Origin of the sequence: Chryseobacterium viscerum (assembly GCF_025949665.1) — a bacterium.
Lineage (GTDB): Bacteria > Bacteroidota > Bacteroidia > Flavobacteriales > Weeksellaceae > Chryseobacterium > Chryseobacterium viscerum_A.
This window is the reverse complement of record NZ_JAPDFT010000001.1, coordinates 664253-681085: the sequence shown is the minus strand read 5'-3', so window position 1 is coordinate 681085 and position 16833 is coordinate 664253. Positions and strand designations below refer to the sequence as shown.

Here is a 16833-nt window from a genome sequence, read left to right as displayed (position 1 = left end):
TTTTCGATAAAGCCAAATTACACTGAGATTCCCAAAAGAGTATAGCACAATCCTATAAAAAAAGTGTAAAATAGTACAAAGGGTTCAATTTTAGTATTTTATTAACAGCAACATACTGCCAAATTCTCTATATTTGAGTTACCTCCTTTTCAAAAAAAATTAGAAATGAATAACAATAGTAAGATTTTATTAAATACTCCTGAATTACGTAAGGAAAACCAACTATTGAGTCTTGTTGAAAACCAGACGAAATTCAATCTAAACAATTGTGAATTCAGTATTTATGAGACTCATAAGGCTGCTTTTGATGTAAAACTTCATTTTGAAAATATTGCATTTACAGCAATGCTGAGAGGTAAGAAACATATGAAGCTGGATAATAAGACCAATTATTTTGATTATTATCCGGGAGAAAGTATTCTGGTTGCTCCGGGAGAAACAATGGTTATTGATTTTCCTGAGGCGGATGAAACCCCTACCCAATGTATTTCTTTAAGTCTTAATCCTGATTTTATAGAAGATTCTCTTAATTATCTCAATTATCATCTTCCCAAAGTGGATGAAACTTCGCAATGGAATATTCAGCTGGATGAATATTTTCTGTTCAACAATAAAGCGATTGCTTCTGCCACCAATAATATTATGAGAATTGCAATGGATGATAACTCACAAAAGGATATCATGGCTGATTTTGCATTGAAAGAACTTCTGATAAGACTGATGCAGACCCAGGCAAGAAGCATGGTAGAAAAAAATATTGTTAAAAATAAATCCAGGATAGGCTTTGTGGTAGATTATATTAAAAGAAATCTTCACCAGAAACTATCCATTGACACTATTGCCAAGCTGGCTTATGTAAGTAAATCCAATTTCTTTAAAATGTTCAAAGATGAGCTGGGAACTTCCCCAAATGATTTTATTTTGCAGGAAAGGATTAGCAAAGCAAAAGAGTTATTAGCCAGCCAAATCAGTATCAAAGAAACTGCTTTTCAGACCGGATTTTCAGATACAAATTATTTCACGAGAGTATTTAAGCAGCTGGAGGGAGTAACTCCGAAAAGCTATCAGGACAGAATGGTTCTGAGGTAATCTATTTACAAATTTCTATAAAAAAAGAGCCCCATTACTGGGACCCTTCTTAAAAAATATATTAAAATTAAATCTTAATACTTGTCATTCTGCTTAACGTTCGGGTTTGCAGATATTTCTCTGATTGGAATAGGTAATGTATATCTGTAATCACCATTTGGAAGGTTTTTCATATCGATAATATCATCCGTAGGGTTTCTGTCCATAGATACATTAGCTGATACAGCAAGTCTCTTAAGGTCGATAAAACGGTGTCCTTCAAGTGCTAATTCAACTCTACGTTCTTTCAAGATATCAGCATATGCTAATTGTGCAGATGAATAAGTAGGAGTAGTAGCTGTTCCCTCGAAGTTTCTTGCTACTCTCACTTGCTGAATTTTATCGTGAGCTGCTGCAAGGTTTCCTGCCGCTACTTCAGCTTCTGCTATAATGAAGTACATTTCTGACAATCTGAAAACTTTCACATCGTTTCTTGTAGCTGTACTTATTTTACCAGGATATTTATCAATAACCAATCCGTCCGTTCTGGTATTTCCTGCTGTTGCAGTAGCATAATTTGGATTTGGTTTTGAAGAAGGGTCTACGTAGGCATATTTTCTGATATCTCCAGGAGTATTTTTAAATATGTTGTATAGGTTTCTTCCCCAGAACCACATTGGTGCTCCACTAATATTAGACTGATTTGTATTCCATTTTCCTCCAATAGCTGCACCAGCTCCTAAAGGTAGTCTATTCAGAGAGAAAATAGCTTCTCCATTTTCAGTATCAGCCCACATTCTTCTGTATGGGTTGAAAGATCCTCCTGCTATACCATTTCCAGTGCTCTCATCAATTCCTCCGTAGAATGCAATATTCCACTTACTTGTAGGGGTATCACTGAAAGGTCCGGATTGGAACACAGAACCATCAGCTTCAGTAACTGGAACTGCAGCATTGGTACCTGTGATTGGCGATGCAATTGTAAGAGAAAGACCAGATCCGTTGATTACTAATTCTGCATTTTGCTTAGCTAATGCCATTTCACCTCTGTAGAGATTAAAACGAGCAGCAACAGCATTTACAAAATTCTTATCTACTTTATATCTTCTTGGAGTAGTAGAGTTTCCTAAGATTCCTCTTGCATAATCCAAATCAGCATTAATGAAATCATAAACATCCTGATTTTTAGCTCTTGGCAATTTCGATTCTGTAGAAGGAACATCCGTAAGAAGAATAACTCCCAAAGCATTAGGATCCTTCATATCAGCAGAGAAATAAGCCTCTAACTGTACATAGCAATATGCTCTGATCGCCCTTGCCTGCGCAAGAATAGCATTGTATGTATTCTTCTCCTCAACAGTAGTAGGTGTAATTCTCTTTGCTCCCTCAAGAAGTCTGTTTACCCTGTTGATTACTCTATAATTGTTTAACCAGATTCCATCACTGGCAACAGTACCTACTGTACCTCCAGTAATAATAGGACTAGACGGATCTAGGAAATGTCTGTGCAATGTATATTCCTGTCCTCCACTACCAGATCCTGGCTTTACTTCATCTGTAAATACCGCTGTGAAATAGATCTCATCAATTGGGTCTAACTGAGCGTAAACAGATCCGTTTAAAACTTCATTAAGATTAGCAACACTTGTATACAGGTCTTCTCCTTCTAATTGTCCTGCCTGCTTTATATCTAGTGCATCCTGACAGCTATTCAGCGTAAATGCCACAGATGATAGGGTTGCTACAACTAATATTGTATTTATAATTCTTTTCATAATTCTTCTCTATTAAAAATCAACATTTAAACCTACAGATATGGTTTTTGGGTTAGGATAAACATTTAATGAATACGAAGTAATTGGCTCCGGATCAAATCCTTTCCAATCTGTCCAGGTGTAAAGGTTTTCTGCCTGAACAAATACTTTGATTCCTTTTACCGGCAGTTTACCTAACTGGCTTTTGCTGAAGTTATATCCTACAGAAATATTTTTAAGTCTGATAAAGTCTGATCTGTGTAAGAATCTGTCTGAAGAACCTAAGCTTAAGTTACTTGCTTTTAGTGCAGGGATATCTGTATCTCTGTTATCAGGAGTCCATGCGTTCAATAAATCAGCTGAAAGGTTTCTTGTTGCTGCTGCATTTGGATCCATAATCCATGATTGTAAGTTATCATAGATCCATCCTCCTTGTTGGAAAGAGAATAATGTATCAAGGAACCATCCTTTATGTTGTACATTGAATCCGAAACCTCCTGTAAACTTAGCATATCTTGATTTTCCAGTCAATACTCTGTCTGCTGATGTTGGAGCTTCTGTAATGTTTCCGTTTTTGTCAAGGAACTGTAAGTTTCCATTGTCACGGTTTACACCAACGTATGAATATAGCTGATACTGACCAGCAGGTCCACCGATAGCATTTACCACATCTCCTGCAAGGTTTTCGCTGTTCATAGAAACGATCTTGTTTGAGTTGTATGCACCGTTCACAAAAACAGATACTTTTGTATTTTCGTTTCTGATCACATTGTACTTGATCATCCCTTCAATACCTTTGTTGTCAAGAACACCGTCGTTACCTCTGATTGAGTAATATCCTGTAGCAGATGATTTTTGAATGTCATTGAACATTCTTGATGTTCTTTTCTGATAGTAATCAACGCTACCTTCAACCAATCCTTTATAGTTAAAGTCTACTCCGATGTTGCTTTGTTTTACCTGCTCCCACTCTAGAGAAGGGTTTGATAAGTTTACAAAGTTGTATCCTAATAAATTCTGGTATCCTGAGAAACCGTTATATAGATCAAGGAAATTATTCGGAAGAAGTGCTAATGGGTTTTGGTTATCACTGGCAATTCCTAAGTTCTGGTTACCTGTAGTACCGATTGAAGCTCTTAGCTTAAGCAGTCTGAATCCGGAATTAGCCATGAATTCTTCTTTGTCGATATTCCATCTTGCCGCAACTGACCAGAAAGTTTCCCATCTGTTGGTAGGAAGGAAACGGTAAGAACCATCTCTTCTTACAACTCCACTTACTCCATACTTATCTTTGTAATCGTAATCTAGAGTTCCAAAGTAAGCTAAGGTACCAGCAGTTACTTTTGTAGCACTATTAGAAGGTCTATAGATGTTTGGTGTATCCGGGTTAAATGGAATATAACCAGTTCCTGCACCAAATTCCCACTGTAATGGGTTAAGACCGTTTTGTCTTTGAGTATTTGTAGTTACATGAGCTTTAATATAGTCCATGTATGCACCAGCACTAATGGTATGATCTCCAAAAGATTTATTGAATGTAATATTCGTAATACTGTTGAACGTAAGATCTTTTATTGTAGAAAAATCTTCGAATCCGCCATATGTAGATCCGTCTCCTTTTGCTACACTGATAGCAAGGTATCCTAGTGGTGATCTTGCAAAGGTTCTGTCGTATTGCTTATACTCTATACCAGTTCTGTTCCCAACGCTTAAATAATCTGTAATTTTGTAGTTTACATTAGCATTGGCAGAAATACTTAGTTCAGTAAATCTGTTTCTGATTCCCCCATTGATGTTATCCTGAAGAATCCAGTGTCTGTTATTAGTAGCATCTCCTTTAATAGCATTATATAACTCCAGTCCATTTGCATATGGAGAAGGTGTTGCATATGGTAATGAAAGAACACTTCCGAATAAAGGATTCTGAAGGGTATTGTTAGAAATACCTGTGTTTGTTTCATCATCCAGCTGGTTTCTTCTGGAATACCCTAACCCCATAATAGCCCCAAAAGTTAATTTTCCGTTTTTAGACTTACCATTAAGGTTATTTCTCATTGTAAATCTCTTGAAGTCTGTAGATTTTACAGTACCTTCACTATCAAGATATCCTAGAGACAAGAAGTTATTGATGTTTTCCCCACCTCCTGTAATGGAAAGGTTGTGTTGTTGAGAAATACCTATACGGGTAAATTGCTTACTCCAGTCTGTATTAGTACCCCAGTTATTGATCTGATCCTGTGTTAAGGTATTACCTTTACCAGTTGCTAAATTCTTTTGAATTTGTAAAAGTTGTCTACCGTCTGACATGTTGTAGTCAGAAGTAGGCAGTTTACTGAACGAAGTTAATGCATCGTAAGACACCTTCATTCCTGCGTTGAATTTCCCACCTTTAGTTGTAATTACTACAACTCCGTTTGCTGCTCTGTTACCATAGATAGCAGTTGCCTGAGCATCTTTCAGGATACTGAACGTATCAATGTCATAAGAGTTTAGGTTTCTGAACTGAGAACCGGAAGTAATTACCCCATCCACAACGTATAGAGGATCTGTAGAACCATTAAGGGAGCTAGCACCTCTGATCAAAATATTGAATTTTCCAGAACCTGGAGATCCAGATGCTGAATTTACTACGATCCCGGGAGCTGTACCCTGAATAGAGCTCAGTACCGAGATATTAGGTCTGTTTTCTAAGGTTTCAGAACCAACAGTAACCGAAGATGTTGTTGTTTTCGCTTTAGTAGCAGTCTTGCTATAACCTAAAACAACAACTTCCTCAAGTTTTGTCTCTTTGTCCTTACTGTTCTTAGAGTCCTTTTCCTGAGCTAATACAGTCTGCCCTGTAAAAAACAGAACACCGACTGTTAAAACGCTTAATTTCACATTCATATTAACAGATTTTAATATATTCAAGGGACAAATATGTCGATAAATATCTACAACATCAATTCATTAAACGCTGAAAACAGGCTTCCAGAAAGGAGAAATTCACATTCATACTAAAAAAATGATAGGGAATCATTTTAATTGTATTTAAAAAATTAACGAAAAATAAGCCAATTTAAAGATTAACGGAATTTTAATAAATTTTGAAATTAAAATCAACTTTCATTAATTAACCAATATTTATTAAAAAAATAAACCAAAAAACATCAATTAGATTAATAAATTAAAATATTTCATCATCAATTTTAACTAAAATGAAGAAAAAAATACGCCATTTTCTTAAATTTTATTTAAAAAACAGGCCCTGAATAGCAAGAACCCCCTTTTTCAATAGGGCATCATTGTAATTTCCACCAAAAAACTGTTACTATATTATATTGCGAGATCAGTTGAAACTTATAAAACTCTCTTTCATATTCCCTGCATTTTTTTAACCTTTTTAGCATTACATTTAAAAATAATTCAACTCTGAAAGTGAGAAAATATTCAATGTGCTTTTATTTGAAAAAGCACATAATTAACATAAACTTCATGGATTATTATAAGCATGTTTTACTGCAAAAAAAAGCATCCCATACGATGAGATGCTTTATATATTAAGTTTACAATAATCTTATTTCTGGTAACTATAATATCTGGCTCCAATTAATACCGGATTTTCAGTCTCAATAGAAACAAGTCCGAATCCTTTATAATTTATGTTTACAGATTCTTTCAGTTGCTTTCTGTGAAGTTTTTCATAAGTTTCAAAATCTACAGAAGTTCTTTGTTTCAAATTTTCAAATACGTTCCATTTTTCTACTACTTTTTTCCAGTTCACAGAAACTTTTCCGGCAAACACTTTTGATTTTGAACCACTTCCATAGCCTACAAAGCCAATTTCTTCTCCTGAAAGCTCTTCATTTTCGTTATAGGATGTCTGTAAAGCAGAAAGAAAGGCCATAAAGACAGAAGCTGTGTACATGTTCCCTATCTCGGAAGAAGCCCTTTGTGTCTTTTCTATTTTATCACTGATTAATTGTAAATAATCTTCAGATTTGGCAACGGCTTTCTGTTCTTCTGCAGTTTCATAAGGCAAACCATTCTCAAGACTGTAAATTTCAGTAAAAACCCTTTTCCCGTGAAAGGCATAAGGTAGATGGAAAATAATATATTTCCAGTTTTCATAAGGTTTTTTCTCTCCTGTTATTTCTTTATAATGATTGTAAGCTTCTCTTATCCTATCCTGGTAGCATTGGTTAGAATATTGCCCGTCAAAAACAGGTTCATCTGTGAAAATTTCAATTTTTTCGGGATATGTTTCCGGAGCACCGTTCAGGTCTTCTTTATTATAGGTTCTTCTCGGTTTGAAAAAATCAAAGACACTTTCTGAAGCAACTCCCCAGTTATTTTCAATTTCAAGAAGATCCGGTTTTGATGAAACCAAAAGAGCTACAGCTCCTCCTCCTTGTGTATATTCACCAGAAGAAGCCAATTCATATTTTGCATAGTCACTGGCAATCACTACTGCTTTTTTATCGGGATTCACCCTTACAAAATCCAAAGCATTATGAAGAGCATCTACTCCTCCTACACAAGCAAATGTCATATCCAGCACATCACAGTTTCTGAAACATCTTGCTCCAAATTCTTCTTTCAATACCTGTTCTACCATCTGAACAGCATAAGATACTGTAGGCTTTGCTGCATCCACCGCACTTTCTGTTCCCAGATATACTCTTGCTATTTCCTTAGGATTGATATTATAATCTTGTATAAGCTTCAGTAATGCTTCTGCGGCAAAGGTTGCTGCATCTTCATGAACATCAGAAAGCCCCATTTTATGAAGACCTAAGCCTTTTTCCAATTTCGCCGGTTCTATTCCTCTTTTTTCTGCTAAATCCTTAATCTCCAAATATAAACCAGGCACATAATAGCCCGCTGCTTCAATTCCAAAACTCATAATTGTCTAAATTTTAAACGAATTTATGAAAGATACTGCAAAAAACAGTGGTAAAAAATGCTGATTTTTGTAATATTATTAAAAATCAATTTACTTTATCTTATATTTTTACAAATTGGTATTCAGTCATGATAAAAGAAAGCCGGCAAATCTGCCGGCTTTCTCTATTATTTATAGTTTTCAATTGCTTTATTAATCACATCAATCTGCTTATTAATACTTGCAGCATTTTGCGGATTCTGTTTCAGCAGTTCCATTTTTTTACTTAAGCCATCTTTCAGCATCTGAACCATCATCATTTTAGCCTGCGGATTACCTGCCATCTGATTCTTGGCATATCCTGCTATTTTTGTAATGCTTTCCGTTGCTTTCAGATTATCGGAAGTCATGATCCAGTTGAAACCATCTTCTGCAGCTTTTCCTAACTCGGGGTTCTGGAATTTAATAAATGGATAAAAGGTAGCAAGAGGAGCAATATTCTCTATCTGAGAAGTAATTTTGTTCTTTACAATAATCGGAAGCAACTGAGCCTGCAATGCATCTGATGCTCCTTTCATATCAATTTTATCAGCCAGGTTATTTGCTCTTGACGGATCAATGGAAAGAAGTGCACTCATTGAACTCCCTTTCACAGCATTTGAAACAGCATTTATTCCTTTTTCAAATAATGGAAGATATTTTTTGTCTTTTGTCTTTCCTAAAGCAGTAATAGCCGCTGCCTGTGTTAATGTTTTAGGATCATTGGAAGCCAGTTTTTCAACTTCAGCACCCAGCGCCTTCATTTGCTCAGGATTGGTAAGATCTATTAAATTTAAAGCTTTTATTCTTACTCTGAAAAAAGGATCTTTTAATGCTGCAGCCAGCAATTTTACAACGGCAGGGCTTTTTCCAGTCTGATCCTTGATCCCATTTAACGCCAGATATCTGCTTTTAAACTCCTTGGAATTTGTAAACTGCATCAGATTCTGCTCAGGAGTCTTAGCCTCGGTAATGTCTGCCAGTAAAACCCCATCTGCATTGATATTAATCAGATCAGGAGTTTTGGAAACATCAAAACTGAATGTATTTTTTGCTTCTGCATTTACCCAGACATTATATCTTTTAGATTTTCCGTTGTCATAGACATCTATAGCCAGAGGAAATTCAAATGGTTTTTCTTGACTTTGATTAATAGTTAACGCCACTTGTTTTTTTACAGGCTCAAATGTGAATGAGTAATTAATTTTCGGATTTCCACTTCCAAAATACCATTGATTGAAGAACCAGTTTAAGTCTTTCCCTGATACTTTTTCAAAAGAGAGTCTCAACTGATGGGCTTCTGCATTCTGATATTCATTGGTTTTCAGATAATCGTTCATTCCTGCAAAGAAGGCATCATCTCCGAGGTAGTTTCTCAGCATATTCAAAATTCCTCCTCCTTTCTGATAGGTTACCAGATCAAAAACATCTTCTCGGGATTCATAATTGAACCTTACAAGATTCTTGTTAAAGTCTGATGGGTTGTGAAGATAGTTATTCACATCGGTCATCAGGTGATAATCTGCCTGATCTTTTCCATATTTATATTCATTCCAAAGGTATTCGGAATAATTGGCGAAGGATTCGTTGACTGTAAGATTGCTCCAGCTTTCTGCTGTAACAAGATCTCCAAACCAATGATGGAACAATTCGTGGGCAATAGTGTCTTCCCATGTATTTTCGTCAATAAGCTGACCTGGCTTCTGAAGAATATCACTTCCATGAAGTGTTGCTGTGGTGTTTTCCATTGCTCCGCTTACATAATCTCTTCCTGAAATCTGAGCATATTTTGCCCATGGATAATCGTAATTCAGTTTTTTGGAGAAAAAGTCGATCATTTCCGGAGTATTCCCGTAGATCTGTTTAGCATAAGGTTCGTATTCTTTTTCAATATAATAATCAACCGGGATATTTTTCCACTTGTCTTTTACAATAGCATATTCTCCTACTCCCATAAAGAAAAGATAGGTAGAATGTCTTTTATCCATCACCCAATGATCTGTCCTAAGTCCGTTGGATTCTTTTTTAGATTCTTTCAGTAGGCCATTGGAAAGGGTTACATATTTATCAGGAACTGTCATATAAATTTCCTGTGTTGTCTTTTGGTTGGGTTTATCAATCGTAGGAAACCATGCAGAAGAAGATTCTGTTTCTCCCTGTGTCCAGATTTGTGTAGGCTTATCCGGTTCTGTTCCCTGAGCATTGATGAAATAAAGTCCTTTTGCATCATTGATAGCCATGCTTCCCTCCTGCTTCACCTCATTGGGACGGGATGTATATTTGATGTAAACGGTATACTCCTGATTTTTCTGGTATGTTTTATCAAGGTTGATTTTCAGAACATCATCTTTGTAATCATATTTCAAAGGAGATTTTTTTCCGTTATTATCAAGAGCCACTTCATGAATCAGCATTCCTTTTGCATCAAGCGTAAGTTCGTTGGTGGCATAAAAATAAGGTGAGGCGGTAAGCCATTCTTCCCCATTCATCTGTTCTTTCTGATAATCGAAATTTACTTTCAGCTTTGTGTGTTTAAGTTCCGTCACCTTGGCAGGAGTAGCTCTGTATACTTTTTCCCTTCCTGAAGTTTCGGTTTGTGCTGATACATTTGCGGAAAATAAAATTCCAAGTATAGCAATTGATAAAATGGCCTTTCTCATCGGTCTACTTTATTATTTTTAGAATTATTTTTTAATGATTATATCGAAAATATCATTGACTAAGGTTTCATAGTCTCCTTTTTGAAGTTGTTCTTTGGTTTTTGCAAAAGCTTTTTTCAGCTCGCTTTCCGGATTTTCGTCATCCATTATTTCTGCTGAAGCCACTCCCTTCAATTGAAGGATGGCATTTTTCAGCGCTTCGATGTCTGCGTTTTCTTCAATATTAACTTTTAAATACTTCATGATTTATTTTTAAGCATTTGAAATTTATGATCTGTAACCCAATCATCCTTCCCTTTTTTTCAAAAGATTAAATGAATCTGAGTTGTTCTTTCAAATTTAAGAAACAATTGCCAAAAGAAAGTGTGCTTAAGGGTTTATCTCAAGATAATTTGTGATACAGACTGTTTTGCGGAGTATTTTCCGTTTTAAAATAGAATATCATCTCATCATTTACTGTCTATCGAAAATGTAAATATGAATTTTTGAAGATAGAATAACGGTTGGGCTACCCAATCAGGCACAGCCCCGACTGCCTTATGTTTCCAGAACATATGACAAAAGCAATCACCTCTAATAATGCATAAATAATAGAAGTATATTAATCAAAAAGGATATCAGATAGATTTTACAGAATCTTAAATAGCTACAGGAGCTTTAATTCCCGGATGCGGATCATAATTTTCAAGACTGAAGTCTTCGAAATCAAAATCAAAGATATTTTTAACTTCCGGATTCAGTTTCATCGTCGGAAGTGCTCTCGGCTCTCGTCCCAGCTGTCTGTTTACCTGTTCAAAATGATTATTGTAGATATGAACATCCCCGAAACTGTGAACATAATCTCCCACTTCCAGATTACAAACCTGTGCTACCATCATCAGGAGCAATGCATAGCTTGCAATATTGAATGGTACCCCAAGGAAAACATCAGCACTTCTTTGGTACAGTTGTAAGGATAATTTTCCATCAGCTACATAAAACTGGAACAAAGCATGACAAGGAGCTAAGGCCATATTGGGAATTTCTGCTACATTCCATGCGGAAACAATCAGTCTTCTGGAATCAGGATTTTTTTTAATCTGGTCAATGACTTCTGTAATCTGATCTACCACTTTTCCATCTGCACCGCTCCAGCTTCTCCATTGCGCTCCATAAACCGGTCCCAAATCTCCATTTTCATTTGCCCATTCATCCCAGATGCTTACTCCGTTATCTTTAAGGTATTTGATGTTGGTATCTCCTTTCAGGAACCAAAGCAACTCATAAATAATAGATTTCAAATGCACTTTTTTGGTCGTTACCAAGGGAAATCCTTTAGACAGATCATATCTCAGCTGATATCCGAAAACACTTCTTGTTCCAGTGCCTGTTCTATCGGTTTTATCCGTTCCGTTGTCTAAAATATGCTGTAAAAGGTCCAGGTAGTTTTGCATTTTGAATGAGATTTTAAGTTCCAAATTTAGTAAAAACCATCAAAAAAAGCACTCATTTTTATGAATGCTTTTTATAGGTCTGATGTCTATTTTCTATTAAACAACTGTATATCTGCAATCTAACGTCTATTAAATTTACCATATATTTTCAATGGTCTGGTGAATGCTGTTTACTGTAAATGATTCTCCTGTTTTTTTACCATACATTACTTTTACCAGTGGAGATTCTGCAGATACAGTCATGATTTTCTGATTTTCAAAGACAAGTTCTCCCATTGAAGCAGAGATATAGAACAGCCCCTTATTGGTTTTCACCAATGCACCATTCTGAACTTTTTCCGAAGGATCGGAAGTTATTTTCTGCAGTACAGCCTGCTGATTCAAAACTTCGTTAAGCTGTCTCTGCAGATTATTAATTTCCTGCTGAAGCATTTCTCTTCCGGTTTCATATTTGTCCCCCATCGAACTTTTCGTATCGTTATTGGATGCCCGTGTTTCCGCAATAAGGTTTTCAAAATACTGGATTTTGTCGGTAGCTTTTGCTTTTATTATATTGATTATTTCCTGTTTGTTCATTACGATGATCGTTTTTTTATTGTGGGCAGATAAACCACCCCGTCAAAATCATAGATTTTGACACCCCTCCAGCGGAGGGGAATTGAGTACCTTTAAAGATCAGTCATTAAGATTTCACTGTTTCAGCCAGAATTTCAAAGAGTTGATTGCTTATTTTTCAAATACGGCATAATCTGAAACTTTGAAACTAAAGTCTTTCCCATTATTGAAATCTCTTTTCGTTTTATCAAAAACATTCCTGAATGCTCCTGATACATGTTCGTCTTCAATTGAAAAGTTAACAGGTTCTTTTGACATATTCAGAACAACCAATACTTCATCATTCCCATTTTTTCTTACATAGGCCAGAATCTTATCATTGGCTGTAGTATTAAGAAGATAAGTTGTTACATTAGAATCTCCTCCTCTCAAGGCCAGGTTGGAGGCTTTTAAATCCAATAATGTTTTATAGAAATCAGCGACCTGATATGTATTTGTCCATTTGATGACATCCTTTTCGAAAAACTCAAGTCTTTTTATATTCGGAAGTTCCTGTCCAGAGTAAAGTAACGGAACACCATTCCATGTTGCAGAGAATACTGCCATAGGTTTTGTGATGACTCCATATTTTTCATATTCGGTTCCGTTCCATGAATTCTCGTCATGATTTGTGGTAAACCACGCTCTCATCGAAGCATCTCCGATATTTGAATATTGTCTCAGAAGGTCTTTTAATTCCTGAAGAGGTTCGTTATTTTTATAGTAATCGGCAGATTTGTGCATCCATTTCCAGGAATAGCTGGCATCAAAAACTTTTCCGTACTCAGGGCTTTCCAACTCATCAAATTCTCCCAGCCAGAAAAGAGGTTTTACTTTTTCTACTTCAGGACGGGCCTGCACCCAGAAATCTGCTTCTACCCATGAAGCAAGGTCGCATCGGAAACCATCAATATCAGTTTCCTGTACCCAGAATTTCATGGCATCAATCATAGCTTGACGCATCTCCTGGTTTTTGTAATCCAGCTCAATAATATCATCCATTCCGGAAGCGATATGGAATTTTCCATCCGGATCTTTCAGATAAAATTCAGGGTGTGTTTTTGTCCAGACATGATCCCAGCCTGTATGATTGGCTACCCAGTCTATAATTACTTTGAACCCCAGTCTATGTGCCTCATTCACCATATCTTTAAAGTCCTGCAGTGTTCCGAATTCAGGATTGATAGAAGTATAATCTGAAGCGGCATATGGGCTTCCCATGCTTCCTTTTTTATTCTGATGGGCAATGGGGGTGATGGGCATAAACCAAAGGGTTTTTATTCCCATAGATTTCAGGCGGGGCATTTCTTTTGCAAATGCTTTGAAAGTTCCTTCCTGAGTATATTGTCTTATGTTTACTTCGTAGATATTTGTATTATGTTTCCAATCTTTTGGCAGTTCTGTCATCTTCCGGGTATTTTTTTGAGTGGTACAGGAAACAATTCCCAGACCAATTACAGCTAACAAAATTAATTTTTTCATTAAACTATTTTTAACAAAAGTAAGGATTGTTTTTTGGGAAAAGGCAAAATTTACGGATAGATGGATATACTTCCCGGCAGTTACCAGGAAGACCTGTTTTTATTGAAAATTAAATACCTTCACACTTTTGCAAAAAAAGCCCCGGATCAAAATCCAGGGCCAGTATATTGTGTTGACTATCTTTCGTCATCATTGTCATCTTCATCATCAAAGACATCGTCATTGTAGTCTTCTTCTTCCTCATCGTCGAAGCTGTCGTCCTCATCTGCAAAGTTTCCTCCTGATCCGAAATCTTCATCGAAACCAAACTCATCATCTACCAAAGGCATTGCCGATTTCTTTTTAGATCCTCCGGCACTTCCGTTTTTGCTAGGTGCTTTCAACGGAACGTTTCCGAATCTGTATACTGTGATAGGATAATTAACCCCTTTTGTTTCTTCAATTACTTCTACAAGTTCACAGAAGAATTCCCAAAGGTCAAGAAGCCCATATTGGAACTGTGCCTTGTCGCCTACACTTTCAAAAGCTTCATCAATGTAAACATCTGACATAATCTCACCATCACCATCATCACTCATATCTTCCAATGGGACACTTTTTACAATTGTTCCGTCATCTTCTAACAGATTAAAAGTAGAAAGCTCATCTCCCTGCAGACTGAATGCACTTTTAATTCCTAAATGTAAGTTCCATAACGTTTGTTTTCCCTTAACTTCGATATCACGGAAAATATCTTCTTTCGCATCTAATATTACGCGGATTTTGTAAACCATATCAGTTTCTTAAATTACTTTTTTTGCCTTTATAATTATGATAAATCTCTGGTGCAAATATATAATAAATGACATGTGACAAAAAAATATTTCAGGATTTTTTAAAATATTTTTTTTCCTTACATTTTGCCGGAATTATTTACTTTTTTCGAGCATAAAACTAAACTTCGTGCCTTCAAGGTATACACTTTCAACGGTGATATTTTCGTTATGTGCTTCAAGAATATGTTTTACGATGGCTAATCCCAGTCCTGAACCTCCTTCTCTCCTGCTTCTGCTGGTTTCTACACGGTAAAACCTTTCGAAGATCCTTGGAAGAATCTCAGACTTGATTCCCATCCCGTTATCTATCACTTCTATCAGCACCTTATTTTTAAGGATACTGGTCTTTACGATCACTTTTGCTTCCTGTCTGTTGGCATAGTGAATCGCATTGGAAATAAGATTAATGAAAACCTGGGAAATTTTCTGTTTATCAGCCTCCACAAAGATTTGTGGATGAAGGGTCTGGATCTGTAATGTTGTATTTCTTTTTTCAGCTTCAAGATCAAGCAGATCGAAAATCTCTTTGATCAGAAGATTGACATCAAATTTAGAAACGGTAAGATTGATTTCGCCCGCTTCCAACCTGTTGATCATATCAAGATCTGTGACAATAGCAATAAGTCTTTCGACAGATTTATCAATTCTTTCCAGGTATTTGTCACGAATGGTAAGATTGTCTACACCACCGTCTCTTAAAGTTTCTACATATCCCTGAATAGAAAACAAAGGCGTTTTCAGTTCGTGAGATACATTACCTATATATTCTTTACGGTAGCTTTCCATCTCTTTCATCATATCAATTTCTGATACCTGCTGCTGATTGAGATCAGAAAACCTTTCTCCTAATTCCTTGATGGTAATATTTTCATCCTGATTCTGAACTATTTCCTGCGGCAGAAATCCCGAAAGACCTTTTACCTGTTTTCTGCTGTAATAATTGAAAAGTAGCTCCAATACCACACAGTTGATCATAAAGATTAGGATAATACAGATGAAAAGACCCGTTTTAAACAAAGGGGTCTCATAATAGATATCTTTCAGTGAATCGAAGACGACTACTAAAAGGAGCATTACCAATGTCAGCAGACAGGAGGCAACGAGGGTAAGTCTGTAAAATTTCAATTTTACAACGTTTTAATGATTGAACGTAAAGTTAAGATTCTAAAAATAATTAAACGATCAGTTTATACCCAATCCCTTTTAATGTCTGAATCGTATTGATTCCTAGTTTTTCTCTCAACCTTCTGATATGTACATCGATGGTTCTTTCACCAACAATCACATCATTACCCCAAACTTTTTCCAGAATTTCTTCTCTTTTGAAAACCTTTTCAGTATTGGAAGCCAAAAGGTAAAGCAAATCAAATTCTTTTTTAGGAAGAAGAAATTGCTGTCCGCTTTTGGAAACTCTGAAATTATCTTTGTCGATAACAAGGTCTCCGATTTCGATTAGTTTTGCATTGTCAGAAACCTGCGAGGTTAGCTGTAATAATGCATTTACTTTAGAGATAAGGATTTTCGGCTTGATCAGTTTTACGATGTAATCATTAGCACCCGCCTGAAAACCTGCTAACTGAGAAAACTCCTCGCTTCTTGCAGAAAGGAACACGATAAGTGTTTTTTGAAGTTCTTTCACTTTACGAAGTTCCTGACAGGTTTCTATACCATCTTTTTCAGGCATCATGACATCTAATAAGATAAGGTCCGGAACAATCTCCTTTGCTTTTTCTATACCTTCGTTACCATTGGTAGCTGTATAGATATCATACCCCTCCTTTTCCAAATTGTAAGACAGAATCTCTAAAATGTCCAGTTCATCGTCTATTAAAAGAATTTTTTTGCTCATCTTCTAGTTTAAGAATTCCCACAAAATTAATTATTTCAATTGATTTCATCTATCTGCCAAATGTTAACTAATTATTAAAAAAACATATCGCAGCACAAAATTATAAAATCAATAAAAAAAATTAACAATAAATACACATAAATCAAATATAAGGAATAATATTTAAAATTAAAACAAAAATTACAATTATATAAATTAAACATCAATAACTGTAAATTTCACTCATCCGTTAATACAAACTTCACAATTAATTAAGATTCTCCTAAAGTTTTCTT

General features: G+C 35.8%; 12 protein-coding genes. 1 reads left to right on the top strand and 11 read right to left on the bottom strand.

Annotation, left to right across the window (positions count from 1 at the left end; genetic code table 11):
- The first annotated feature begins 165 nt into the window (after positions 1–165).
- Complete coding sequence (locus OL225_RS03185) at positions 166–1089, top strand: AraC family transcriptional regulator (protein WP_264517247.1); 924 nt, start codon at positions 166–168, stop codon at positions 1087–1089.
- 74 nt (positions 1090–1163) lie between these two features.
- Here OL225_RS03185 and OL225_RS03180 read toward each other — a convergent pair whose 3' ends face one another.
- From OL225_RS03180 to OL225_RS03130, 11 genes are all read right to left on the bottom strand, one after another.
- Positions 1164–2843, bottom strand: a complete 1680-nt coding sequence (locus OL225_RS03180) for a RagB/SusD family nutrient uptake outer membrane protein (RefSeq protein WP_264517246.1) — start codon at positions 2841–2843, stop codon at positions 1164–1166.
- A gap of 12 nt (positions 2844–2855) precedes the next feature.
- Positions 2856–5708, bottom strand: coding sequence for a SusC/RagA family TonB-linked outer membrane protein (locus tag OL225_RS03175; RefSeq protein WP_264517245.1), 2853 nt, complete (start codon positions 5706–5708; stop codon positions 2856–2858).
- 670 nt (positions 5709–6378) lie between these two features.
- On the bottom strand, positions 6379–7707 hold the full coding sequence (locus OL225_RS03170) for a hydroxymethylglutaryl-CoA synthase family protein (protein WP_264517244.1): 1329 nt from the start codon (positions 7705–7707) through the stop codon (positions 6379–6381).
- A gap of 167 nt (positions 7708–7874) precedes the next feature.
- The gene (locus tag OL225_RS03165; RefSeq protein WP_264517243.1) at positions 7875–10385 is read right to left on the bottom strand and encodes a M1 family metallopeptidase; all 2511 of its coding nucleotides are present in this window, start codon (positions 10383–10385) and stop codon (positions 7875–7877) included.
- Between the two features lie 24 nt (positions 10386–10409).
- A complete protein-coding gene (locus tag OL225_RS03160; protein ID WP_047378609.1) occupies positions 10410–10628 on the bottom strand; it encodes a hypothetical protein in 219 nt (72 codons plus the stop codon).
- 395 nt (positions 10629–11023) lie between these two features.
- Positions 11024–11818, bottom strand: coding sequence for a thymidylate synthase (locus OL225_RS03155; RefSeq protein ID WP_264517242.1), 795 nt, complete (start codon positions 11816–11818; stop codon positions 11024–11026).
- 135 nt (positions 11819–11953) lie between these two features.
- The gene (locus OL225_RS03150; protein WP_047378611.1) at positions 11954–12394 is read right to left on the bottom strand and encodes a hypothetical protein; all 441 of its coding nucleotides are present in this window, start codon (positions 12392–12394) and stop codon (positions 11954–11956) included.
- 150 nt (positions 12395–12544) lie between these two features.
- Positions 12545–13894: an alpha-amylase family glycosyl hydrolase gene (locus tag OL225_RS03145; RefSeq protein WP_264517241.1), complete on the bottom strand. Its 1350-nt coding sequence runs from the start codon at positions 13892–13894 to the stop codon at positions 12545–12547.
- Positions 13895–14070: 176 nt separating this feature from the next.
- Positions 14071–14667 (bottom strand): IS1096 element passenger TnpR family protein, encoded by a 597-nt coding sequence (locus tag OL225_RS03140; protein WP_047378613.1) that lies wholly within the window; start codon positions 14665–14667, stop codon positions 14071–14073.
- 135 nt (positions 14668–14802) lie between these two features.
- Complete coding sequence (locus OL225_RS03135) at positions 14803–15834, bottom strand: sensor histidine kinase (RefSeq protein WP_047378614.1); 1032 nt, start codon at positions 15832–15834, stop codon at positions 14803–14805.
- Positions 15835–15883: 49 nt separating this feature from the next.
- On the bottom strand, positions 15884–16558 hold the full coding sequence (locus tag OL225_RS03130) for a response regulator (RefSeq protein WP_002977493.1): 675 nt from the start codon (positions 16556–16558) through the stop codon (positions 15884–15886).
- Positions 16559–16833 lie beyond the last annotated feature (275 nt).

Excerpts from the sequence above, each read along its gene's own strand:
- OL225_RS03185 (WP_264517247.1), top strand. The coding sequence starts at position 166 with ATGAATAACAATAGTAAGATTTTATTAAATACTCCTGAATTACGTAAG.
- OL225_RS03180 (WP_264517246.1), bottom strand. The coding sequence starts at position 2,843 with ATGAAAAGAATTATAAATACAATATTAGTTGTAGCAACCCTATCATCT.
- OL225_RS03175 (WP_264517245.1), bottom strand. The coding sequence starts at position 5,708 with ATGAATGTGAAATTAAGCGTTTTAACAGTCGGTGTTCTGTTTTTTACA.
- OL225_RS03170 (WP_264517244.1), bottom strand. The coding sequence starts at position 7,707 with ATGAGTTTTGGAATTGAAGCAGCGGGCTATTATGTGCCTGGTTTATAT.
- OL225_RS03165 (WP_264517243.1), bottom strand. The coding sequence starts at position 10,385 with ATGAGAAAGGCCATTTTATCAATTGCTATACTTGGAATTTTATTTTCC.
- OL225_RS03160 (WP_047378609.1), bottom strand. The coding sequence starts at position 10,628 with ATGAAGTATTTAAAAGTTAATATTGAAGAAAACGCAGACATCGAAGCG.
- OL225_RS03155 (WP_264517242.1), bottom strand. The coding sequence starts at position 11,818 with ATGCAAAACTACCTGGACCTTTTACAGCATATTTTAGACAACGGAACG.
- OL225_RS03150 (WP_047378611.1), bottom strand. The coding sequence starts at position 12,394 with ATGAACAAACAGGAAATAATCAATATAATAAAAGCAAAAGCTACCGAC.
- OL225_RS03145 (WP_264517241.1), bottom strand. The coding sequence starts at position 13,894 with ATGAAAAAATTAATTTTGTTAGCTGTAATTGGTCTGGGAATTGTTTCC.
- OL225_RS03140 (WP_047378613.1), bottom strand. The coding sequence starts at position 14,667 with ATGGTTTACAAAATCCGCGTAATATTAGATGCGAAAGAAGATATTTTC.
- OL225_RS03130 (WP_002977493.1), bottom strand. The coding sequence starts at position 16,558 with ATGAGCAAAAAAATTCTTTTAATAGACGATGAACTGGACATTTTAGAG.